Annotated in this window: 19 protein-coding genes; 14 read left to right on the forward strand and 5 right to left on the reverse strand. The window is 67.2% G+C overall.

The annotated features are described in order from the left end of the window. The first annotated feature begins 106 nt into the window (after positions 1-106). The 4 genes from WKF39_RS08840 to WKF39_RS08855 all read left to right on the forward strand — a co-directional run bounded on the left by WKF39_RS08840 (position 107) and on the right by WKF39_RS08855 (position 2,958). Positions 107-805 carry an anti-sigma factor gene (locus WKF39_RS08840; RefSeq protein WP_340387458.1) on the forward strand — a complete coding sequence of 233 codons (699 nt, stop codon included), beginning with the start codon at positions 107-109 and terminating at the stop codon, positions 803-805. A gap of 21 nt (positions 806-826) precedes the next feature. Next, on the forward strand, positions 827-1,468 hold the full coding sequence (locus WKF39_RS08845) for a histidine phosphatase family protein (RefSeq protein ID WP_340387460.1): 642 nt from the start codon (positions 827-829) through the stop codon (positions 1,466-1,468). Between the two features lie 58 nt (positions 1,469-1,526). Then, positions 1,527-2,285, forward strand: a complete 759-nt coding sequence (locus WKF39_RS08850; RefSeq protein WP_340387462.1) for an SDR family oxidoreductase — start codon at positions 1,527-1,529, stop codon at positions 2,283-2,285. A gap of 94 nt (positions 2,286-2,379) precedes the next feature. Continuing rightward, positions 2,380-2,958, forward strand: coding sequence for a hypothetical protein (locus WKF39_RS08855; protein WP_340387464.1), 579 nt, complete (start codon positions 2,380-2,382; stop codon positions 2,956-2,958). A 10-nt stretch (positions 2,959-2,968) separates the two neighbouring features. On the opposite strand, the gene WKF39_RS08860 is transcribed toward WKF39_RS08855, so the two are convergent. Together WKF39_RS08860 and WKF39_RS08865 are read right to left on the reverse strand one after the other, a co-directional pair. Further along, positions 2,969-3,613, reverse strand: a complete 645-nt coding sequence (locus tag WKF39_RS08860) for a class I SAM-dependent methyltransferase (RefSeq protein WP_340387466.1) — start codon at positions 3,611-3,613, stop codon at positions 2,969-2,971. A gap of 57 nt (positions 3,614-3,670) precedes the next feature. Beyond that, positions 3,671-4,258 (reverse strand): XRE family transcriptional regulator, encoded by a 588-nt coding sequence (locus tag WKF39_RS08865; RefSeq protein WP_340387467.1) that lies wholly within the window; start codon positions 4,256-4,258, stop codon positions 3,671-3,673. Positions 4,259-4,324: 66 nt separating this feature from the next. Between WKF39_RS08865 and WKF39_RS08870 the strand changes: the two genes are divergently transcribed. After that, a complete protein-coding gene (locus WKF39_RS08870) occupies positions 4,325-5,290 on the forward strand; it encodes an NAD(P)/FAD-dependent oxidoreductase (RefSeq protein WP_340387469.1) in 966 nt (321 codons plus the stop codon). Here the strand turns inward: WKF39_RS08870 and WKF39_RS08875 are convergent. Both WKF39_RS08875 and WKF39_RS08880 read right to left on the reverse strand, forming a co-directional pair. Next, positions 5,269-6,588 (reverse strand): ATP-dependent 6-phosphofructokinase, encoded by a 1,320-nt coding sequence (locus WKF39_RS08875; RefSeq protein ID WP_340387471.1) that lies wholly within the window; start codon positions 6,586-6,588, stop codon positions 5,269-5,271. The genes WKF39_RS08870 and WKF39_RS08875 overlap by 22 nt on opposite strands. Positions 6,589-6,642: 54 nt before the next feature. Then, positions 6,643-8,013, reverse strand: coding sequence for an NAD(P)/FAD-dependent oxidoreductase (locus WKF39_RS08880; protein WP_340387473.1), 1,371 nt, complete (start codon positions 8,011-8,013; stop codon positions 6,643-6,645). 115 nt (positions 8,014-8,128) lie between these two features. Between WKF39_RS08880 and WKF39_RS08885 the strand changes: the two genes are divergently transcribed. Both WKF39_RS08885 and WKF39_RS08890 read left to right on the forward strand, forming a co-directional pair. Next, on the forward strand, positions 8,129-8,791 hold the full coding sequence (locus WKF39_RS08885) for an SIMPL domain-containing protein (RefSeq protein WP_340387475.1): 663 nt from the start codon (positions 8,129-8,131) through the stop codon (positions 8,789-8,791). A gap of 68 nt (positions 8,792-8,859) precedes the next feature. Then, positions 8,860-10,002 carry an alpha/beta hydrolase gene (locus WKF39_RS08890; RefSeq protein ID WP_340387477.1) on the forward strand — a complete coding sequence of 381 codons (1,143 nt, stop codon included), beginning with the start codon at positions 8,860-8,862 and terminating at the stop codon, positions 10,000-10,002. Between the two features lie 50 nt (positions 10,003-10,052). Here the strand turns inward: WKF39_RS08890 and WKF39_RS08895 are convergent, their stop codons facing one another. After that, entirely contained in the window at positions 10,053-11,720 is a 1,668-nt protein-coding gene (locus WKF39_RS08895) for a DUF3352 domain-containing protein (protein ID WP_340387479.1), read from the reverse strand. Between the two features lie 169 nt (positions 11,721-11,889). On the opposite strand from WKF39_RS08895, the gene WKF39_RS08900 reads away from it, so the two are divergent. From WKF39_RS08900 to WKF39_RS08930, 7 genes are all read left to right on the forward strand, one after another. Next, positions 11,890-12,504 carry a TetR/AcrR family transcriptional regulator gene (locus WKF39_RS08900; protein WP_340387481.1) on the forward strand — a complete coding sequence of 205 codons (615 nt, stop codon included), beginning with the start codon at positions 11,890-11,892 and terminating at the stop codon, positions 12,502-12,504. Beyond that, on the forward strand, positions 12,504-13,325 hold the full coding sequence (locus tag WKF39_RS08905) for a TIGR03084 family metal-binding protein (RefSeq protein WP_340387483.1): 822 nt from the start codon (positions 12,504-12,506) through the stop codon (positions 13,323-13,325). Before WKF39_RS08900 ends, WKF39_RS08905 begins: the two co-directional genes overlap by 1 nt. Next, entirely contained in the window at positions 13,322-15,064 is a 1,743-nt protein-coding gene (locus tag WKF39_RS08910; protein ID WP_340387485.1) for an acyclic terpene utilization AtuA family protein, read from the forward strand. Before WKF39_RS08905 ends, WKF39_RS08910 begins: the two co-directional genes overlap by 4 nt. Next, positions 15,061-16,212 (forward strand): acyl-CoA dehydrogenase family protein, encoded by a 1,152-nt coding sequence (locus tag WKF39_RS08915; protein WP_340387487.1) that lies wholly within the window; start codon positions 15,061-15,063, stop codon positions 16,210-16,212. The genes WKF39_RS08910 and WKF39_RS08915 overlap by 4 nt, the downstream gene beginning before the upstream one ends. Before the next feature lie 11 nt (positions 16,213-16,223). After that, a complete protein-coding gene (locus WKF39_RS08920) occupies positions 16,224-17,816 on the forward strand; it encodes a carboxyl transferase domain-containing protein (protein WP_340387489.1) in 1,593 nt (530 codons plus the stop codon). A gap of 139 nt (positions 17,817-17,955) precedes the next feature. Beyond that, positions 17,956-19,914 carry a biotin carboxylase N-terminal domain-containing protein gene (locus tag WKF39_RS08925; RefSeq protein WP_340387491.1) on the forward strand — a complete coding sequence of 653 codons (1,959 nt, stop codon included), beginning with the start codon at positions 17,956-17,958 and terminating at the stop codon, positions 19,912-19,914. Beyond that, positions 19,911-21,071 (forward strand): acyl-CoA dehydrogenase family protein, encoded by a 1,161-nt coding sequence (locus WKF39_RS08930; RefSeq protein ID WP_340387493.1) that lies wholly within the window; start codon positions 19,911-19,913, stop codon positions 21,069-21,071. The genes WKF39_RS08925 and WKF39_RS08930 overlap by 4 nt, the downstream gene beginning before the upstream one ends. The last annotated feature ends 4 nt before the right edge of the window (positions 21,072-21,075 follow it).

Here is a 21,075-nt window from a genome sequence, read left to right on the forward strand (position 1 = left end):
CAGACCCTCCGCGGCAACGAATGACCATTGAGAAGAATTGCACCACTCCCGCCGTTTCGGAGCGCGACTTCCCGGCACACATCGATCAACCCGTGAGGAGCTCAGGATGGCTGACATGCACTCGCTGTCCGGCGCTTGGGCGTTGAACGCATTGAGTGAGCGGGATCGCGAGTCCTTCGAGGAGCACCTCAACCAGTGCGAGGCCTGCCGGGCAGAGGTGGCCGGTTTCGCCCGTACCGCCGCCCGTCTCGCAGAGGCCGAGGCGCGTACGCCGCCGGCAGGCGCCCGCGTTCGCTTGCTGAGCGCGGTCAGCACGACTCCCCAGCAACGCCCGGTCATGATCGACAGGGGTCGTCACCAGCGGCTGCGCCGGGCCATCCCCCGTCTCGCCCTTGCTGCGGTGTTCGCCATCGGCATGGTCGCAGCGGGCGGCTTCGCGATAGAGCGGGACCATGCCCGCGACAATCGAGCAGCGACTGACTCGATCACGTCGGTCCTCGCCGCGCCGGACGCCTCGACCAAGGCCCGTGCGTTCAGCGGCGGCGGCAACGTGCGGCTCGTCTCCTCAGCTGCTCGGGACGTGGCCGTCATCGTGGCCAACGATCTGCCCGCGCTCACGAAGGGCCGGGTCTACCAGGTCTGGATGATCAAGGGCGAGACTGCGTTCTCCCAGGGAACGTTCGCGACCGATCACAGCCTGATCATGAGGCAGCTGGAGAAGGCCGACCACGTCGCGGTCACGGTCGAGCCGCGCGGCGGGTCCGCAACCCCCACGACGCTGCCCGTCGTCGATCTCGCCATCTGACCCCCCGGTAGGCTCCGGGTCATGGGATCGGTTCACCTCATCCGGCACGGCCAGGCGTCGTGGGGAAGTGATGACTATGACCAGCTCTCCGCGGTCGGCAAGGATCAGGCGATCGCTCTCGGCACGTCGTGGGAGGCGTCCGGCTGGGCGCCCACCGCTGCCGTCGCCGGGTCGATGAAGCGCCATGCGCAGACCGCGATCGCGACGATCGATGCGTGCGGCCAGGGCGATGGCTATGACGTCGACGACGGATGGGACGAGTTCGACCACATCGCGATAGCTCGCGCCCATGACCCGGCCTCCATGACTGCCGACCCGCGGGAGTTTCAGCGCCTGCTCAACGTCGCGCTGGACGGCTGGATGGCTGGCGAGGGCGAGCACGGCGAGACATACGCGACCTTCGTGGATCGGGTCATGACGTCATTCGGCAAGGTCGTGGCGGATGCGGGTCCGGGGCGCACGTTCGCCGTGTTCACCTCGGGAGGCCCGATCGCGATGATCTGCTCGCACCTCCTGACCGGGGACGACTCGGTGTTCCAGCGCCTCAACGACATGGTCATCAACACCAGCGTCACCACGGTGATCAACGGTTCGACCGGTCCGCGACTGTTGGCGTTCAACGAGAGCGGCCACCTTCCTCGGGACATGGTGACGTTCCGATGAATTCGGATACCGCTAGTATCTGAGCACTCCCGCACACGTCGAAGAAGGACTGAATCGCATGCGCAAGAACGTTCTCATCACGGGCGCCAGCTCCGGTCTCGGTGCTGGCATGGCCCGGATCCTCGCTGCCAACGGGCACAACCTCGCCCTGACGGCGAGGCGCCTCGACCGGCTCGAGTCGTTGCGCGACGAGCTTGTCGCGGCACACCCGGACGTCGAGGTGGTCGTCCACGCCCTCGACGTCAACGAGCACAAGCAGGTCTTCGCGGTCTTCAAGCAGGCGATCACCGAGCTGGGCGGGCTCGACCGGGTCATCGTCAACGCCGGACTCGGCAAGGGCGGGCGGATCGGAACCGGCAAGTTCCAGGCCAACAAGCAGACTGCAGAGACCAACTTCATCGCGGCGATCGCCCAGTGCGAGGCGGCGATGGAGCACTTCTACGAACGCAAGTCCGGCCATCTCGTGGTGATCTCCTCGATGTCGGCGATGCGCGGGATGCCATCGGCGATGACGACCTACGCCGCGACCAAGGCGGGCATCGCGATGGTCGCCGAGGGCATCCGATCGGACCTGATCGGCCGCAAGGGCCTGGACATCAAGGTCACGACGCTCTATCCGGGCTACATCGCCTCGGAGATGAACGAAGGAGTGCAGCAGGAGGCCAAGCTGATGGTCGACACCGAGACCGGCTGCCGCGCACTCATGAAGTACATCGACAAGGAAGTCGTTGACGCCGCCGTCCCTGCATGGCCGTGGGCACCGATCGGCCAGGTCATGAAGCACGCGCCGCTCAGCATCGTCCGCAGGATGGTCTGACCGCCGCTCCAGTCGTCGCGACGCGATACGGACAGGCTGTAGTTCGTGAACTACCGTGGTGCACACCATCTGATGACATCGACAGGGGATTTGCATGAGCACCACACCGACACCGCCTGAGGGCGGGGACCAGACGACGGGGCCGGCCGGATACCCGGTGCATCCGGGCACGCCGCAGGACCAGCCGGGACGTTCTGCGGCACTGGTCGACCAGCCGCCCTCGATCCGCTTGGCAGTTCGCCTCATGTGGGCCGGCGCTGCGTTGAGCCTCATCGGCTTGATCGTCACCTTCGCCACGCTGGGCACGTTGAAGGACCAGCTGCGGGATTCGCTGGAGAAAAGTGACGCCAACTATTCGCAGGCTGATTTCGATGCGATCTACACCGCCACCCTCGCATTCGCCGTGGTCTTGTCGCTCGTCACGACCGGGATCTGGTTGTGGATGGCGTGGAAGAACGGTCAGGGACGTAGTTGGGCGCGCATCGTCGCCACAGTGCTCGGCGGGCTGTCCGTGGTCTCCACCATCTATGCGGTCGCCGCGGGCACATCGACTGGCGCCTCGATCGTGGTGAGTGTTGTCAGCCTTCTGCTGTCGATCGCGATCCTCGTGCTGCTGTGGCGCAAGGAGTCCAGCAACTTCTATGCCGAGCGGTCACGTCCGCAGGTTGGCTGAGCGCCCGGCATCAGGGCTGGCGAACCGCGCGCAGCACGGCATCGACCGCGATGGCAGGGTGGCCATCGCGGTCGGTCCAGGCGCGCTCGGAGGTCAGCGGGTCGATCGTCTGCCAGTCGGCCGGATCGAGTGACGCGGCGGCTTCTTCGGCGGTGAAGCGGATGTCCTCGAAGACCTCACCCTCCGGCGAGTGGCGGACGTCGTGGGGGTGGTGGCCGACGATCAGGAGCGTCCCGCCCGGTGCGACCGAGGCCGCGAGCTCGCGGTGCAGCGCGGTGAGTGTCGCGCGGGGGAAGTGCATGAACTGCGCAGACACCAGGTCATACGCGGCGTCTGCCGACCAAGCGAAGGCGTCGGCCTGCTGCCACGTGGTGAGTGCGTCGACACCCACGTGGACCGCTCGTCGAGCGGCACCGTCGAGCGCCACCGGCGAGACATCCAGTCCGGTGACCTGCCACCCTCGCTGGGCGAGCCAGATGACGTCGGCTCCCTCGCCGCACCCGAGGTCGAGTGCGGTGCCCGGGCGCAGGTCCGAGGCGTAGGTCACGAGGTGCGGATTCGGCTCGCCGCTCCAGACCTGCTCGCTGCCGTAGCGCTCGTCCCAGAACGCCTGGCTGAAGAAGTCGTGGGTCTCGGTCGTGTGCTCGTGTGTCATGGTGCCATCGTGCGCGGCTCTTGAGCTTGGGGCAAAGCGGCTTGCTCCTATGGCAACTCAGTCCTGTGACCGCGGCCTGGCGCGGACGTGCATGCGCTCGCCCTGCGTGCCGAACAGCATCAGCAGCTCGACCTCGCGCTTGCCGGCGTTGGTCACGGCATGCGGCAGCCGGGTGTCGAACTCGGCGGCCTCTCCGGCGCCGAGGTTGAGGTCGTGCTCGCCGATCCGCAGTCGCAATCGACCCGACAGCACATAGAGCCACTCGTAGCCCTCGTGCGTCTTGAGCTCATGGTCCTGATGGGCCGGGTCGGGCGGCATGATGACCTTGAAGGCCTGCAAGCCGCCCGGCTGACGTGTCAGCGGGACGAAGGTGCGCCCGTGCCGGATGATGGGCTCGGCCTGGATGCGGGGATCCTCCGAGGCAGGAGTTTCGACGAGCTCGTCGAGTGAGACCCCGTGAGCCCTGGCCAAGGGGAGCAGAAGCTCGAGCGTCGGCTTGCGCTGCCCCGATTCGAGGCGGGACAGCGTGCTGACCGAGATGCCGGTGGATTGCGAGAGCTGCGCCAAGGTGGCCTCGCTGCGTTGACGCAGGGCTCGCAGGCGTGGGCCGACGGTCGTGAGAGCTTCGGAGAGATCATGGGGCATATGTCGGAGTTTGCCATAGTGGCAATCGAGTTTGTCAGTCCGGTGGTCGCGACGAAGACTGGTGCCATGAACTCGAACTCGTGTGACGTCCTCATCATCGGAGCCGGCGCGGCCGGACTTTCTGCTGCCCTCGTGCTCGGGCGAGCCCGCCGACGGGTGATCGTGCTGGACGGTGGGCCACCGCGCAATGCCCCGGCTGTGCACGTCAACGGCTATCTCGGGGTGGACGGTCCGAGTCCGCTCGAGCTGCTGGAGATCGGCCGCCGCCAGGTCAAGGAGGTGGGGGTGGAGGTCATCGAGGCGAGGGCCGGGCAGATCGAGATCGCGGGCGACGACTTCATCGTGCGGACAGATGCCGGTGACATCTCGGCTCGTCGCATCGTGCTCGCAACGGGCGTCACCGACGTGCTGCCCGGGATCGCCGGCCTGCGCGAGGGCTTCGGTGTCGACGTCTTCCACTGCCCCTACTGCCACGGACATGAGGTCGCAGATCTGCGGTTGGGCGTCATCGCGACGCACCCGATGTCGGGCCATCAGGCGCGGCTGATCCGGCAGTGGTCGTCCGACGTGGTGTTCTTCCTCAACGACACGGTCCAGCTCGACGCCGAGGAGCGCCGACTGTTCGCCGCGCGTGGCGTCGACGTCGTCGACGGCCCGGTTGCCGAGGTCGTCCGCGACGGGGGCGTGTTGCGGGCGGTACGCGACCAGCACGAAAACTCATACGATGTCGATGCGGTCTTCGTCGCGACCACCATGATGCTCAACCTCGGACCGGTGGCCGGCCTGGGGCTGGAGATGGTCGACACGCCGATCGGCCCGGTTGTCGCGGTCGATCACATGGGTATGACGAGCGTGCCCGGCGTTTGGGCCGCAGGAAACATCGCCAATGCTGCGTCGCAGGTGATCTCGGCTGCCGCCGAGGGCGCCAAGGTCGGCGCGATGGTCAACTCATTCCTGATCGAGCACGAATGGGCCGGGGCCGAACGAGCCCTGGTGGGGGCCGCTCGGCCTCAGCACATCGAGAAGGGCTGAGCCGTGCTCTCCAGCACGGAGAGCCACAGGTCACCGTCGGGGGAGACGCTGTGTGATCCGGTCGTGACGAAGGGGATCGGCACGTGGACGAAGCGGTGCCGGCGACGGCCGACGACCATGTCGGTGCGTCCGGCCATCGCGGCATGGACCGCAGTCTGGGCGAGGCGCGCGCAGTAGACCGAGTCCGAGGCATCGGCCGGCACGGAGCGGATGGCGTAGCCGGGGTTGAAGTAGCGCATCGTCAGCGGCTGGTTGCGGTTGGCAAAGTCCTTGCTGATCTGGCCACGGAGGAATCCGGCGATGTCGCCGAGGACCGCGTTGCCGCTCGCGTCGGCGCGGTCGCTGGCCGGAATGAGGTCCTGGCCGGCGCCCTCGGCGAGCACGATGACGGCGCTCCCACGGGTGGCGACGCGGCGCTGCAGGAGGGCAAGCAGGCCGTTGTCACCGTCGAGCGTGAAGTCGACCTCGGGGATCAGGACGAAGTCGGCGTCGTGGTTGGCAAGCGCGGCATAACAGGCGATGAACCCGGCGTGACGCCCCATGACCTTGACGATGCCAACCCCGCCGACCGCGGCCTCGACCTCGACCCGAGCGGCCTTGATCGACTCGGCCGCCTTGGCAAAGGCGGTGGAGAAGCCGAAGCTCTGACCGATGTGGGGAATGTCGTTGTCGATCGTCTTGGGCACTCCGACGACGCCGATCGAGAGTCCACGGGCGGCGATCTCGGCGCCGATGTTGTGGGCTCCGCGCATCGAGCCGTCACCGCCGATGACCATCAGGATGTCGATGTCGAGCTCGACCAGCCGGTTCACGATCTCGACCGGGTCCTGCGCGCCGCGTGACGAACCGAGCACCGTGCCGCCGCGCTCGCTGATGCGGGAAACCGAGTCCGGGGTCAGGGTCACCACCTCGTGGCCGTTGGCCGGGATCAGCCCTGCATAGCCGTGCTGGAAGCCGACGACGTCGCGTACGCCGTAGTGGGTGTGCAGCTCGAGCACGATCGCACGGATGACGTCGTTGAGGCCGGGGCAGAGGCCACCGCACGTCACGACGCCGACCTTGGTCGTCGAAGGATCGAAGAAGATGCGCTGGCGCGGACCGCCGGACTCGAAGGTCGGCAGCTCATCCATCGGCACACCGCGTGAGGCGATCAGCTCGAGGGTGTCGTCATAGAGGATGCGGTCGGTCTCACCGACGTAGTACTCATTGGTCGTCCGCCCCTCGACATAGAGCGCGAGCGGCGAATCGATGTCGCACTCGCCGAGCGAGCGGACCTGGAGATCGGAGAAGGTGACCACGGCTCAATGCTATCCGAGGAAACCCTCACGTTTGACGGTGATCCCGGGAGATGTTCAGGTGTACGAGTAGTCCTCGAGCGGGAAGCTCGCGGCCTCTCGGAATGCGTTGATCGTCGACGTGGGTCGCAGGAGAGTCGCTTCGCCGTGCTGGTTGAAGTAGTACGACCGCGAGGTCGAGCAGCTGCCGTGCAGGAACACCGAGTCGCCGAGGTTCTGCGTCATGCGGTCGAGGAACTCCGTGTTGGCCCGCTCGGTGACCTCGAAGACACTGGCGCCCCTCCGCTGGACTTCGCCGAGGAGGCGACCGATGTGGACCATCTGCGACTCGATCGTGGTGAAGTAGGACAGGCCCGAGTACGAGTAGGGGCTGTTGAGCGAGATGAGGTTGGGGAACCCCGGGATGGCCACGCCCTCGTAGGCCTGGAACCGACCCTCGCGCCAGAACTTGCCGAGGTCCTTGCCATCGCGGCCGATGATCTCGAACGCCGGGAAGTTGGTGTCCCACAGGTTGAACCCGGTCGCCAGCACGAGGGTGTCGATCTCGGTCTTCTTGCCGTCGGACGTCACGATGCCGTCGGGCTCGATCCGCGCGATCGGAGTCGTCTCGAGGTGCACATGGGGACGGTTGAACGTGGGGAAGTAGGTGTTGGAGAACGTCGGGCGCTTGCACCCGAACGAATAGTCCGGCGTGAGCTTCTTGCGGGTCTCGGGATCTCTGACCTGCCGGCGAAGGTGACCCAGTGCCACTTTCTCGACGGCCTTGTTGATCATCTTGGTCTGGCGATAGCGCAGGACTCCGCTGACCATGATCGCCTCGAGGACGCCCGACCCGATGGTCCGCACGGCCCGTTGCGTCAGGGGCATCCGCGCATACAACTTCTGGATCCGCTTCGGGATGTTCCCGTCCTGCTTGGGCGTCACCCAGATGGCGGTGCGCTGATAGACCGTGAGCTCAGCCAGCCGGGGGGCGATCTCGGGGATCAGCTGCACGGCAGTGGCCCCGGTGCCGATGACGGCGGCCTTCCGGCCGTCGAGCTGGATCGAGTCATCCCAGCGAGTCGTGTGGATGACGGTCCAGTGAGCGTTGTCCTCGTCCCACACGGCGCCCTCGACCACGGTGTCGAATCGCATGTGGCGACGCACGTCGTACTTCGTGGCGACATGCGTGGCGTATGCCTTCAGCTCGTGGCCGGGTGCGTAGAAGCGTGACCAGTGGGGATTGGGTTCGAAGGAGTACGAGTAGGTCGAGGAGGGGATGTCGACGGCGAGCCCGGGATAGCGATTGACGTGCCACGTGCCGCCGAGGTCGCTCTCTCGCTCGAGGATCACGAGGTCGTCATGGCCGAGCCGGCGGAGCTGGATCGCCGCGCCGATGCCGCCGAAGCCGGCACCGATGATCGCGGCGTCGTGGATGGTGTCGGGCATGAGGCTCCTGGAGATTCAGATAATCGGACTATCTGAACTCAGTAAATCAGGCATCCGGCCCTGTGACAAGTGGCGAGTCGGGCTCGATCCGCCTGCCATGCGGCAAGATGAATCCATGACTCTGGACATCACGGTGCGCGGTTCCGCCGAGCAGCACCATCCTGCCGAGCGCGCGATCGTCTCGATGGCCGTCGCCATCGAAGGGCACGAGAAGCAGCAGGTGTTCAAGGATGCCGTCGCGATCCAGGATCCGTTGGCGACCCAGCTCAAGGAGCTTGTCGATCTGCACGCTGTCGCCACGTGGTCGAGCGACCAGGTTCGCGTCTACAGCCACCGTCCGTGGGGCGAGGACGGCAAGCGCGGTGCCATGGTGCATGTCGCGCGGGTCAAGGTGGGAGCCGAGTTCACCGATTTCGAGCGTCTCAGCGGGTTCCTCGACTACTGGGCCGGGACCGAGGGCGTCGACATCTGTGGTGTCGCGTGGGACGTCGGCGCCAAGAACCGGCGCGCCTACGAGACGGAGGTGCGCAAGGCCGCTGTCGACGATGCCGTCGCGAAGGCGCAGTCCTATGCCAATGCGGTCCGACGGGGCAAGGTCGTGGCCCTGCAGCTCGCCGATCCCGGCATGTTGACGCACCACATCGAGGGCCCTGGCAGCCTTCCGATGATCGCCAGGGCGGCCTTTGCAGACTCCGTCGATGGCCCGCTGGAGCTCGACCTGACTCCCGAAGAGATTGTCATCCACGTCGACGTGGACGCACGCTTCCAGGCGGATTAGGCCCCTGACCTGCGCAAATGCTCTACGGCTGACTTGAGAGTCGAGCATACCGAAGGTACGCTCGACGCATGTGGTCACTGGTGTACGACCGATTGACGGCTCTTGTGGGTGGCTCCCGGCCCCCGCGCAAGCGGGTCCGGCTCGTGCTCCCTGGTCGCCGGCCGATGCGCGTCGTCTATGACAAGGCCGTGGTCCACGAGAGCTACAGCTTCAAGGCGCGGGTCCTCCAGCGGACGCTGCGGATCGTGTTCAAGCCTGTGCTCCGGTACACCCCGATCAACGAGCGGTCGATCGCGGTGATCCAGAAGGTCGACGGGCTTTCGGCCCGCCGCAAACGATCGCCGTACATCACGTTCGAGGCCTACGAGCTCGGCGGCGTGCGGGTCGAGTCGATGAAGCATCGGCATGGTCCCGACAGTGAGATGACACTGCTCTATCTCCATGGCGGCGGGTTCTTCTCCGGCAGCATCGTGACGCATCGCCGCATCTGCGAGCGCCTCGCCCGCAAGACCGGAGCGACCGTGATCTCTGTTGACTACATCCAGCTGCCCGAGGGCTCGATAGCCGAGTCCGTGCAGGATGTGATGTCGGCCTACGTCGCCCTGCTCGACGTGTGCGAGCGACCCGACAAGATCGTGGTCGCCGGCGACTCCGCGGGCGGTTATCTGACCATGAAGGTCGCCGAGCTCGCGACCCGGCGCGGGCTGCAGGACCCGGCTGCGCTGATGGGATTCTCACCCCTGCTCAGCGTCGATCCGGACCGGCAGGACAAGGCCGTCCAGCGGATCATCCGGGCCCGCGACGCCTACCTCCCGGTCAAGCGGATAGCCCAGATCCGAGAGCGCTGGCTGCCCGAGGGGGGCGCTTCGATCGAGGGGTATGCCTCGCCGTTGCACGCCTCGGCCTACATCTCGTCGCCGACGTTCTTCGTCGCCGTCGAGGACGAGATGCTTCGCCCCGAGATCGAAGCCATGGCCCTGCTGTTGTCCGGGCGCGGCGTCGAGGTCGAGACCCACGTGTGGCGCAAACAGGTCCACGCGTTTCCTGTGCTGGCGGACATCCTCCCCGAGAGCGACATGGCGCTGCAGCTGGCGGCGGACTTCGCCAGGCGCGCCGTCGGTGAGCTCGACCGACCCCCGCTCGTCGACCCGGACAGCCATGAAGAGGTCATGACCGCCGAGGTGACGTCCGGCCGGGACTCAGCTGCCTGAGTGCCAAGGGAGGGCCGGCCGACGACGTCGACCGGCCCCTCATCGGTTGTCTACTTCTTTAAGGCGATCCGAATGCTGAACACCGAATGATCGCCCTTCTTGCCGGCTGAGACGCCGACGGCCTTGAGCGCCTTGGCCTCCTCGATGTCCTTGCTGATGTCCTCCGGCGGGTCGGCCTTGCTGATCTGGTCGAGGATCGTGCCGACATCGACGAAGAGTCCGTAGGTCGTGTCGTCGCCATAGGGCATCACGGACGAGAACGTCTCGTCGTCCCCGAGCCGGCCCGATCCGTCGAGGGCGCCCGCCGCCTCCGGGTTGGTCGCCAGGACCGCGCCGTCGTCGGTCTGTGCCGTCGAGAGGGTGATTCCGGCCTGGGCCGCCAAGGCCGCGAGGCGCTTGGCCAGGTCGAGCGCCTTGGCCGGGTCGGTCGTCATCTGCAGCGCGGCGTCCAGGGAGGTGATGTCAGCGGGGCCTTCCATCGTCGGAAGCGTCTGGAGATTCTCCGAGCCGATGGCGATGGTCAGGCCGTCGCCGAACAACGTCTCGAGATCGTCGGGGAGCTTGAGACCGGTCTCGCGCTCGAGCTCCGCGACGAAGTCGTCCGGGGTCGGTGCGGCGGCAGGGTCACTCTCGGCATACGGATCGACCTCATCCTCCTTCCCTGGCGTGATGCCTTCGGCGACCGACGGTTCGGCGGCCTGCACCCGTGCCACGCTCGGCCCGCCGAAGGCGCCGGTCAGCTGCTCGAGGAACGTGTCGTACTGCGCCGAGATCTGCTCACCCAACCCTCCGACCGACAGTGCCGCGACGGTGTCGGACGGCAGCTTTGTCAGCGGCGCCGCCGGGAGCTCGTCCAGCGCGTCGGTCAGTCCGGAGATGCCGGCGAGCTCGAGGGTCGAGCCGTCGGCGCGCAACGCCATGGCGCCTGACCCGACCTGTTCGAGCTGCTTGAGCTGGTCGGGGGATGAGCCGGCGAGGTCCTTCATCTCAGGGAACTCATCGATCAGCGCATCGGTGTCGACCCACGCCGAGGCGACGCCCTGCTCGCCGAGGCTCTCGGTGTCCTTGGCGAAGTCCGCGTTGTCGCCCAGCGATGACGTGGTCGCGGCCTTGACGGCAGCGTCGGCACCCTTCTGGTCCTCGGCAACCACCGCGTAGCCGTCGAGGAATGCGACAGCTGCCTTCTCTCCGCTGCACGTGAAGATCGCCTCGATGCCCTTGGCGGCCTTGTCCTCGTCCGTCACCTGGATCGCGACGAGCGGAGTCTGCTTCTTGTCGAGGGCGACCCCGACGCGACTGCCGAGCCACGGCTCGACGTCCTCGTCGTAGGTGAGATCGCAACTGCCGGCCTTGAGGGCTTCCTTGACCAGCAGCTCGCGGACGTCCTGGTCGGCGCTCTTGATGCCGATGTCGTCGGCAGCCTCCGGGAACTTGCGGATCAGCTTGAGCAGCGCGATCTTCTGGCTGGCCGAGGGGTCGAGGTCGACGCGCGCATATGCCACGACCGACTCGGGGAGCACGTCGTGGGGCTGGGCTCCACCGCCGTCGAGCTTCTGGAAGACCGCAAAAGCAGCGCCGCCCAGGGCAAGGACCGCGACGGCGATGATCCCGGCGATCACGAGTCGCTTGCCACTGCGGCCCTTGGGGTCCTCAGCCGGGGACGGGTCGGATGGCGGCGGCGCCGCGGGTCCGGGCGACGTGGGGGGCTGCTCTGTCATGGTGGGTCCTTCAAGTCGTACGCGGGAGAGTGCGAGGAGACTATCGGAGAATCGCCCGCTCCTGAGCAGGGTTCTCGATGATTGGGACGATCTGTCTCAGATCACACACATCAAGGCCATACAAACAATCAGGCTTGACTGTTTGTGGTGAAGGCCGCATGCTGGTTCTGTGATCACCGACCCCGGCACGACCACGCGCACGTCTCAGGGCGAGCGCACCCGGGCGATGCGGCTTCGGCTCATGGAGTCGACGATCGAATGTCTCGTCGAGCTGGGCTGGGCCGGCACGACCACCACTGTCGTGAGCAAGCGCGCGGGAGTCAGTCGCGGTGCCCAGCTGCACCATTTCCCCAGCAAGCAGGCGCTCGTCGTGGCCGCAGTCGGACACCTCACGGAGCGCCGTCGCGAAGACATGCGGGCCGCCGCCGCGGATCTCCCGGACCGGGGGCGTACCCGAGCGGTTCTCGAGATCCTCTCGGCGCAGTTCGTCTCGCCGGTGTTCTTTGCGGCGCTCGAGCTGTGGGTGGCGGCGCGGACCGATGTCGAGCTGCGGGTCGCGGTCGCACCGCTCGAACGCCGGATCGGACGCGAGACCCATGCCTACGCCGTCGAGCTCCTCTCGCTCGACGAGGCCATTGGCGACAACCGCCGCATCGTCCAGGCCACCCTTGACCTGCTGCGAGGCCTTGGCCTCGCCGCCTCACTCAGTGATGACGCCAAGCGCCGGGCCGCCGTGCTCGACTCCTGGGCCGTCGTCCTCGACCACGAGCTGGAGACATCTTGATGAACGAGCCAACCACCAATCCGGGCGGCGCGAGCGTGCTCGACGCCGTCCTGTCCGACCTGGCTGCCGAGAGTCAGCAGCTCGACTCGTGGGTCGCGGCGCTTCCGGCCGACGGCTGGGCGACTGTCACGACCCCGGAGGGGTGGACCGTGGCGAGCCAGATCGGTCACCTGCACTGGACCGATCAAGCCTCTCTGGCCGCGATCACCGACCAGGAGGAGTTCGGCCGGGGCATGAAGATCGCCGCGAGCAACCCGACTGGCTACGTCGATGAAGCCGCTGAAGAGATGGCGCTGCTGCCGCCCGAAGAGCTCCTGGCCGGGTGGCGGGAAGGTCGCGTCGCGCTCGACGCCGCCCTACGTGAGGTGCCGGCCGGCGAGAAGATTCCTTGGTTCGGGCCGCCCATGAGTCCGGCCTCGATGGCCACGGCCCGGATCATGGAGACGTGGGCACACAGTCATGACGTCGGCGAGGCGTTGGGCCTGCCGATCCCCCAGACGTCCCGGGCGAAGCACGTGTGCCACATCGGTGTTCGCGCGCGCGGCTTCGCCTATCTGGTGCGGGGCGAGGAGCTGCCGACTGACGAGGTGCGGGTCGAGCTCACAGGTCCCGACGGTGATCTGTGGACCTGGGGCCCTGAGGACGCGACGGAGAGGGTGACCGGCTCCGGATATGACTTCGCGCTGCTTGCCACGCGGCGCCGTCATCTGGACGACCTCGATGTACGGGCCGAAGGAGACAGTGCGGCCCACTGGTTGACGATCGCTCAGGCATTCGCCGGCATGCCGGGCAACGACCCGGTCAGGTTGGCCGATCGATGATGATCCGGATCGGCAACTGCTCGGGATATTACGGCGATCGCTTCTCGGCGATGCGGGAGATGCTCGAGGGCGGAGAGCTCGACTACCTCACCGGCGACTACCTCGCCGAGCTGACGATGTTGATCCTCGGCCGTGACCGCATGAAGGACGAGGCGCTCGGATATGCCAAGACGTACGTCCGGCAGATGACGGACTCGATGGGCCTGGCCAAGGAGCTCGGCGTCAAGGTCGTGACGAATGCCGGCGGACTCAACCCGGCCGGACTCGCCGCGAAGCTCCGTGAGATCGCCGAGGCGCAGGGCCTGCAGATCTCGATCGCCCACGTCGAGGGCGATGACCTCCTCGAGCGGGCCGAGGAGCTTGAGTTCGGCAATGTCATGACCGCAAATGCCTACCTCGGGGCATTCGGCATCGCGTCGGCCCTCGCCGGAGGTGCTGATGTGGTCGTGACCGGTCGAGTGACCGACGCCTCGGTCGTGGTTGGCCCGGCGATCGCTCATTTCGGCTGGGGACGAGACGATCTCGACCAGCTTGCCGGCGCCGTCGTCGCTGGGCATGTCATCGAGTGCGGGACGCAGGCCACAGGCGGCAACTTCTCTGGCTTCGAGCACGTCGACATGTCGGCGCCGCTGGGCTTCCCGATCGCCGAGATCTCTGACGACGGGTCGGTCGTGATCACCAAGCACGACAACACCGGCGGTGCGGTCACGGTCGACACCGTCACGGCCCAGCTGGTCTACGAGGTCGGCGGACCTTCCTACCTCGGGCCGGACGTCTCGACGCGGCTCGACACCATGACGCTGACCCAGGCGGGACCTGATCGGGTGGCGATCACGGGCGTCCTCGGTGAGGCACCGCCGGCGACCACCAAGGTGTGCCTCAACGCATTCGGCGGCTTCCGCAACAGCGTCGAGTTCCTGCTGACGGGGCTCCAGATCCCTGAGAAGGCTCAGCTCATCCAGCGCCAGATGGAGATCGCGCTGGCCGGTGGCACGGTCCCGGAGTCGGTCGAATGGGACCTGGAGCGCACCGACACCCCGGACCCCGCGACCCAGGCGCAGGGGACCTCGCTGCTCCGGTGTCACGTCAGGAGTGCGCAGCCCGAGCCGGTCGGTCGTGCGTTCAGCGATGCCGCGATCCAGCTGGCGCTGGGTTCCTACCCGGGCTTCAGCGTGACCCGGCCGCCGGCCGCAGGCACGCCCTTCGGCGTCTACCGGCCGGCGTATGTCCCGCAGTCCGAGGTGCCGCACATCGTCGTGGCCGCTGACGGCTCACGCACCGAGATCGCCCCGCCGCACAGCGGCCAGGTCCCCGACCCACGCCCGCTGGATGTGCGTGCAGTGCCGCTCGGCGACTGGGCGGCGGCGACGGTCCGGGCCCCGCTCGGCCGGCTGGCATACGCACGCTCGGGTGACAAGGGTGGCGACGCCAACGTCGGCGTGTGGATCCCGGCCGACCACCCGGCTCGTGAGGACGCATTCGCGTGGCTCGTCAACTTCCTCGACGAGACGACGATCCGCGAGCTGCTCCGAGAAACGGCCATGCTCGACATCGAGATCCATCCGCTCCCCAACCTCGCCGCGGTCAACATCGTGATCCACGGGTTGCTCGGCGAGGGAGTCGCCTCGTCGACGCGGCTCGACCCACAGGCCAAGGGCGTCGGCGAGTGGCTCCGCGCACGTGACTGCGCCATCCCCACCATGCTCCTGCCCGACACGATTGCGGAGGCCGCACTGTGAATCCCTGGCAAACCCCTGAACGCCTCGCCCTGCGCGAGATGGTCACGTCATTCACCGAGAAGGAGCTCGCGCCGCACCTGCCCGCCTGGGAGGACGCCGGAGAGGTCCCGCGTGACGTGCACAAGAAGGCCGCCGATGCTGGGTTGCTCGGCATCGCGTTCTCCGAGGAGGTCGGCGGGCAGGGTGGCGACCTGATCGACGGATCGATCGTGAGCGAGGCGGTGGTGGAGGCGGGTGGTTCGACAGGCCTGCTGGCCGCTCTGTTCACCCACGGCATCGCGATCCCCCACATCATCGGGTCGGGCAACGCCGACCTGATCGATCGTTACGTGAGGCCGACGCTGGCCGGCGAGATGATCGGCTCGCTCGGCATCACCGAGCCCGGTGGTGGCTCGGACGTCGCCAACCTGCGGACTCGCGCGGTCCGCGACGGTGACGAGTTCGTCATCAACGGGGCCAAGACGTTCATCACCTCCGGGGTGCGCGCGGACTTCGTGACGACGGCGGTGCGTACCGGCGGCGATGGCTATGGCGGCATCAGCCTGCTGGTGATCGACAAGGGCACGCCGGGGTTCACCGTCGCGCGGCCCCTGCGCAAGATGGGCTGGCACTGCTCCGACACCGCGGAGCTGAGCTTTGACGACGTACGCGTGCCGGCGAGCCAGATCGTCGGTGAGGTCGACGGCGGGTTCATCCTGGTCATGCAGCAGTTCGTGAACGAGCGGCTCGGCCTGGCGGTGCAGGCCTACTCGACCGCGCAGCGTGCGCTCGATCTCGCGGTCGCACATGCCCGTGATCGCGAGACGTTCGGCAAGCCGCTGATCACGCGCCAGGTGATCCGTCACAAGCTCGTCGACATGCACCGCAGGACCGCCGCGGCCCGAGCACTCTCGCGGCAGGCTATCGAGAGCGCGGTCGCCGGAGACAACGCCGATCCGGCGATCATCCTGGAAGCCGTCATGGCCAAGAACCAGTCGGTCGAGGCGTGCGAGTGGGTCGTCTCGGAGGCCGTGCAGATCTTCGGCGGAATGGGTTACATGCGGGAGTCAGAGATCGACCGGCACTACCGCGACGCCCGGATCCTCGGCATCGGCGGCGGTGCCACCGAGGTCCTGAACGACCTGGCCGCCAAGCTGCTGGGCTACTGAGGGAACGACACATGACCAAGACTGCAGTGGACACGACGTCCGAGACCTACGCGGGCAACCGCGAGTCGATGCTGGCGCGCATCGCCGACCTCGCCGAGCAGCACAGCAAGGCGCTCGCGGGAGGTGGTGAGAAGTATGTCGAGCGGCATCACCGGCGCGGCAAGCTCACCGCGCGTGAACGCGTCGAGCTGTTGATCGACCCGGACTCGCCCTTCCTCGAGCTGTCGAGCCTGGCGGCGTGGGGCACCGACTTCACGGTGGGAGCCTCGATCGTCACGGGGATCGGCGTCGTCGAGGGCGTCGAGTGCATGATCGTCGCCAACGACCCGACCGTGAAGGGCGGAGCGTCCAACCCCAGCACGCTCAAGAAGGGTCACCGCGCCGCGCAGATCGCGCAGGAGTGCGGGCTGCCCAGCATCAACTTGGTCGAATCAGGCGGCGCCGACCTGCCGACGCAAAAGGACATCTTCATCCCGGGCGGTGCGTCGTTCCGCAACATCACCCGGGCCAGCGCGGCCCGGCGACCGACCGTCGCGCTGGTGTTCGGCAACTCGACGGCCGGCGGCGCATACATCCCGGGCATGAGCGACTACGTCGTCATGGTCAAGGAGGGCGCCAAGGTGTTCCTCGGCGGTCCGCCGCTGGTCAAGATGGCGACGGGCGAGGAGTCTGACGACGAGTCGCTGGGCGGTGCCGAGATGCACGCTCGGACGTCCGGCCTGGCCGACTATCTCGCGGTCGACGAGCACGACGCGATCCGCATCGGCCGTTCGATCATCAAGCACCTCAACTGGAGCAAGCAGGGGACGGTGCCCGACCCGACGTATGCCGAGCCGGCGCTCGATCCCGAAGAGCTGCTCGGCATCGTGCCGACCGAGCTCAAGATCCCGTTCGATCCGCGCGAGGTCATCGCGCGCCTGGTCGACGGCTCGGAGTTCGATGAGTTCAAGCCGCTCTACGGCTCGTCGCTCGTCACCGGATTCGCCAACCTGCACGGTTATCCGATCGGCATCCTCGCCAACGCGCAGGGCGTCCTGTTCAGCCAGGAGGCGCAGAAGGCCACGCAGTTCATCCAGCTGGCCAACCAGATCGACACCCCGCTGCTGTTCCTGCACAACACGACGGGCTACATGGTCGGTGCGGAGTATGAGCAGGGCGGCATCATCAAGCACGGCGCCCAGATGGTCAACGCGGTGTCGAACTCCACGGTGCCGCACATCTCGGTCGTGATCGGGGCGTCCTACGGCGCGGGGCACTACGGCATGAGCGGTCGGGCCTACGATCCGCGCTTCATGTTCAGCTGGCCCAACGCCAAGTCGGCGGTCATGGGCCCGGCACAGCTGGCGGGGGTCATCTCGATCGTCGCGCGCGGGGCGGCCGAGTCCAAGGGCCAGGCCTACGACGAAGAGGGTGACAAGGCGATGCGCGCCTACATCGAGGAACAGATCGAGAAGGAGTCCCTGGCCTACTTCACGTCCGGGATGCTCTACGACGATGGCGTGATCGACCCGCGCGACACCAGGACGATCCTCGGGATCTGCCTCAGCGCGATCAACACCATGCCGATACGCGGCGCCGAGGGATATGGGGTGTTCCGCGTATGAAGCGCGCGGCTCACGGCTCGCTGGCGCTCGCCGCTCCTGCGACTACGTCGCAGCCGTGCTTCGCACGGGCGCCTGCCTTCGCTCGCTGCGCTCGCTCGGCCCATGGTTGCGTTCTTTCCACCGTTCGAGGAGAGCTCTCTTGATCACGTCGATACTCGTTGCGAACCGGGGCGAGATCGCTCGCCGGGTCTTTCGTACGTGCCGCGATCTCGGCATCCGTACGGTCGCGGTGCACTCCGACGCCGATGCCGGGGCGCCATTCGTGGCCGATGCGGACCTCGCCGTACGCCTTGCGGGCAACGCTCCGTCCGAGACCTACCTGCGGGGTGACTTGGTCATTGCGGCAGCGCTCAAGGCCGGCGCCGACGCGATCCATCCCGGTTACGGCTTCCTGTCAGAGAACGCGCAGTTCGCCCGCGATGTCGCGGCAGCAGGCCTGACCTGGATCGGTCCGGCGCCCGAGACGATCGACGCGATGGGCTCCAAGATCCGGGCCAAGGAGCTCATGTCCGCCGGCGGCGTGCCGATCCTGTCGGTCGACGTCGCGGCCGTGACCGCCGAGGCCGGAAAGAATTGGATTGGCCCGCTCCTGGTCAAGGCGTCGGCCGGCGGCGGCGGCCGAGGCATGCGTGTCGTCACCGATCCTGCCGACCTGGAGGGCGAGCTTGCCGCCGCCGGAGCCGAGGCGCTGTCGGCGTTCGGGGACGACACGGTCTTCGTCGAGCCCTATCTGCCGACGGCGCGCCACATCGAGGTGCAGGTCATGGCCGACACCCACGGGACGTGCTGGGTCGTCGGTGACCGTGACTGCTCGATCCAGCGTCGCCACCAAAAGGTCGTCGAGGAGGCACCCGCCCCGGCGGTCAGCGATCCCGTCCGCACGATCCTCCACGACGCATCCCGCGCCGCGGTCAAGGCGGTCGACTACGTCGGGGCCGGCACTGTGGAGTTCCTCGTCGCCGACGCGCACACCGACAGCGGCAAGGTCTACTTCCTCGAGATGAACACCCGCCTCCAGGTCGAGCATCCGGTGACCGAGTGCGTCACCGGCACGGACCTCGTCGCGCTGCAGATCGATGTCGCCGAAGGTCGGGCACTCGACGGTGAGCCGCCGCAGCCGAGGGGCCACGCGATCGAGGTCCGCCTGTATGCCGAGGACCCGGCCGATGACTGGCAGCCCCAGACCGGGACGGTCCGCACGTTCGAGCTCGAGGACGCGCGCTTCGTGAACCCCGCCGCTTACGGGTTGAGGGTCGACTCCGGAGTCGAGTCCGGCTCGATCGTGGGCATCCACTACGACGCGATGCTGGCCAAGCTCATCGCCCATGGCCCCGATCGGGGCACCGCGATCCGGCAGCTCAGCTCGGGACTGCGTCGGTTGAGATTGCACGGCGTCACGACCAACACCGATCTGCTGCTCGGCATCCTCGCCGATGAGGAGTTCGCGGCGGCGCGCATCCACACCGCGTTGCTCTACCAGCGGCTCGCCGACTGGACGAAGCCGAGCCTCGACGAGCGGGCCGTGCGTGCCTCGGCTGTCGCCGCAGCACTCGCGGAGGCCACGACCGCAACATCGAAGGCCAAGGTGCTCGGCCGGATCCCGACGGCCTACCGCAACGTCCCGAGCCAGCCACGCACCCGAACGTATGAACCGGACATCACGGTCTCCTACAGCGCAGGACTCGTGCAGCACGATCTCGCGGACGTGACCGTGGTCGAGGCGAGCCCGACCCGGGTCGTGCTCGACGACGACGGAGTCACGCAGGCCTATGCGGTCTCGGTCGGTGACGGCTGGGTCGATGTCGATGGCCCTCAGGGGTCGATCACGTTGACGCCCGTCCCGGTCTTCGTCGACCCAGCAGACGTGATCGCCGAGGGCTCGCTGCTTGCGCCGATGCCGGCCGCGGTCATCAGCGTGGCTGTGAAGGACGGTCAGCAGGTCGCCAAGGGCGATGTCATCGTCGTCCTGGAGGCCATGAAGATGCAGCACACCATCACCGCACCGACCGACGGCGTCGTCACGCAGCTCTCGGTCACCACAGGCGCACAGGTCGAGTCCGGAGCCGTACTCGCCATCATCGAAGGAGAAACCGCATGAGCAGCTTCACCGAGTCAGAGGAGCGTCTGGCGCTCCGCAAGGCCGTCGCCGATCTCGGCAAGAAGTATGGCCGCGACTACTTCGAGCAGGCCGCCAAGGAGGGGCGCAAGACCACCGAGCTGTGGCAGGAGGCCGGCAAGCTGGGCTATCTCGGCGTGGCGGTCCCCGAGGAGTTCGGCGGGGGCGGCGGTGACATCGGTGACCTCGCTGCGGTCTGCGAGGAACTCGCTGCGGCCGGCAGCCCCCTGCTGCTGATGGTCGTCTCCCCGGCGATCGTCGGGACGATCATCGCGCAGTACGGCACGCAGGAGCAGAAGGAGCGCTGGCTGCCGGGTCTGGCCGACGGCACATCGACGTTCGCATTCTCGATCACCGAGCCCGATGCCGGGTCCAACTCGCACCGGATCATCACCACGGCATACCGGGAGGCGGACGGTTGGCGCCTGAAGGGCACGAAGACCTACATCTCGGGCGTCGACGAGGCCAGTCACGTGCTGGTCGTGGCGCGCACCGAGGACGCCAAGACCGGCAACCTCAAGCCTGCGCTGTTCCTCGTGCCGACGGACTCCGAGGGGTTCACCTACACCGAGATCGACATGGGCATCGTGTCCCCGGAAAAGCAGTTCACGCTGTTCTTCGACGACGTCCTGCTCCCGGCCGACACCCTGGTCGGCAGTGAGGACGCCGGCATCGAGCAGCTCTTCGCCGGGCTCAACCCCGAGCGCATCATGGGTGCGTCGTTCGCGACCGGAACCGCCCGTCTGGCACTGGCCAAGGCCACCGAATATGCCAAGGAGCGCCAGGTCTGGAAGGCCCCGATCGGCTCGCACCAGGCCATCGCGCACCCGCTCGCCCAGACATTCATCGAGATCGAGATGGCGCGACTCATGACCCAGAGGGCCGCAGCGCTCTATGTCGACGGCGACTTCATGGCTGCCGGTGAGGCGGCCAACATGGCGAAGTATGCCGCCGGTGAGGCGGTGTGCAACGCGGTCGACCGTGCGATCCAGACGCACGGAGGCAACGGGCTGGCCAACGAGTACGGTCTGGTGCAGATGCTGGCCGGCTCGCGGCTGTCCCGCATCGCGCCGGTCAGCAAGGAGATGGTGCTCAACTTCATCGCCCAGTTCTCGCTGGGCCTCCCCAAGTCCTACTGAGGAG

It is taken from the genome of Aeromicrobium sp., assembly GCF_037719875.1.
GTDB lineage: Bacteria > Actinomycetota > Actinomycetes > Propionibacteriales > Nocardioidaceae > Aeromicrobium.

Coding starts and splice junctions, on each gene's coding strand:
- WKF39_RS08840 (WP_340387458.1), top strand. CDS start 107: ATGGCTGACATGCACTCGCTGTCCGGCGCTTGGGCGTTGAACGCATTG.
- WKF39_RS08845 (WP_340387460.1), top strand. CDS start 827: ATGGGATCGGTTCACCTCATCCGGCACGGCCAGGCGTCGTGGGGAAGT.
- WKF39_RS08850 (WP_340387462.1), top strand. CDS start 1,527: ATGCGCAAGAACGTTCTCATCACGGGCGCCAGCTCCGGTCTCGGTGCT.
- WKF39_RS08855 (WP_340387464.1), top strand. CDS start 2,380: ATGAGCACCACACCGACACCGCCTGAGGGCGGGGACCAGACGACGGGG.
- WKF39_RS08860 (WP_340387466.1), bottom strand. CDS start 3,613: ATGACACACGAGCACACGACCGAGACCCACGACTTCTTCAGCCAGGCG.
- WKF39_RS08865 (WP_340387467.1), bottom strand. CDS start 4,258: ATGCCCCATGATCTCTCCGAAGCTCTCACGACCGTCGGCCCACGCCTG.
- WKF39_RS08870 (WP_340387469.1), top strand. CDS start 4,325: ATGAACTCGAACTCGTGTGACGTCCTCATCATCGGAGCCGGCGCGGCC.
- WKF39_RS08880 (WP_340387473.1), bottom strand. CDS start 8,013: ATGCCCGACACCATCCACGACGCCGCGATCATCGGTGCCGGCTTCGGC.
- WKF39_RS08885 (WP_340387475.1), top strand. CDS start 8,129: ATGACTCTGGACATCACGGTGCGCGGTTCCGCCGAGCAGCACCATCCT.
- WKF39_RS08890 (WP_340387477.1), top strand. CDS start 8,860: ATGTGGTCACTGGTGTACGACCGATTGACGGCTCTTGTGGGTGGCTCC.
- WKF39_RS08895 (WP_340387479.1), bottom strand. CDS start 11,720: ATGACAGAGCAGCCCCCCACGTCGCCCGGACCCGCGGCGCCGCCGCCA.
- WKF39_RS08905 (WP_340387483.1), top strand. CDS start 12,504: ATGAACGAGCCAACCACCAATCCGGGCGGCGCGAGCGTGCTCGACGCC.
- WKF39_RS08910 (WP_340387485.1), top strand. CDS start 13,322: ATGATGATCCGGATCGGCAACTGCTCGGGATATTACGGCGATCGCTTC.
- WKF39_RS08920 (WP_340387489.1), top strand. CDS start 16,224: ATGACCAAGACTGCAGTGGACACGACGTCCGAGACCTACGCGGGCAAC.
- WKF39_RS08930 (WP_340387493.1), top strand. CDS start 19,911: ATGAGCAGCTTCACCGAGTCAGAGGAGCGTCTGGCGCTCCGCAAGGCC.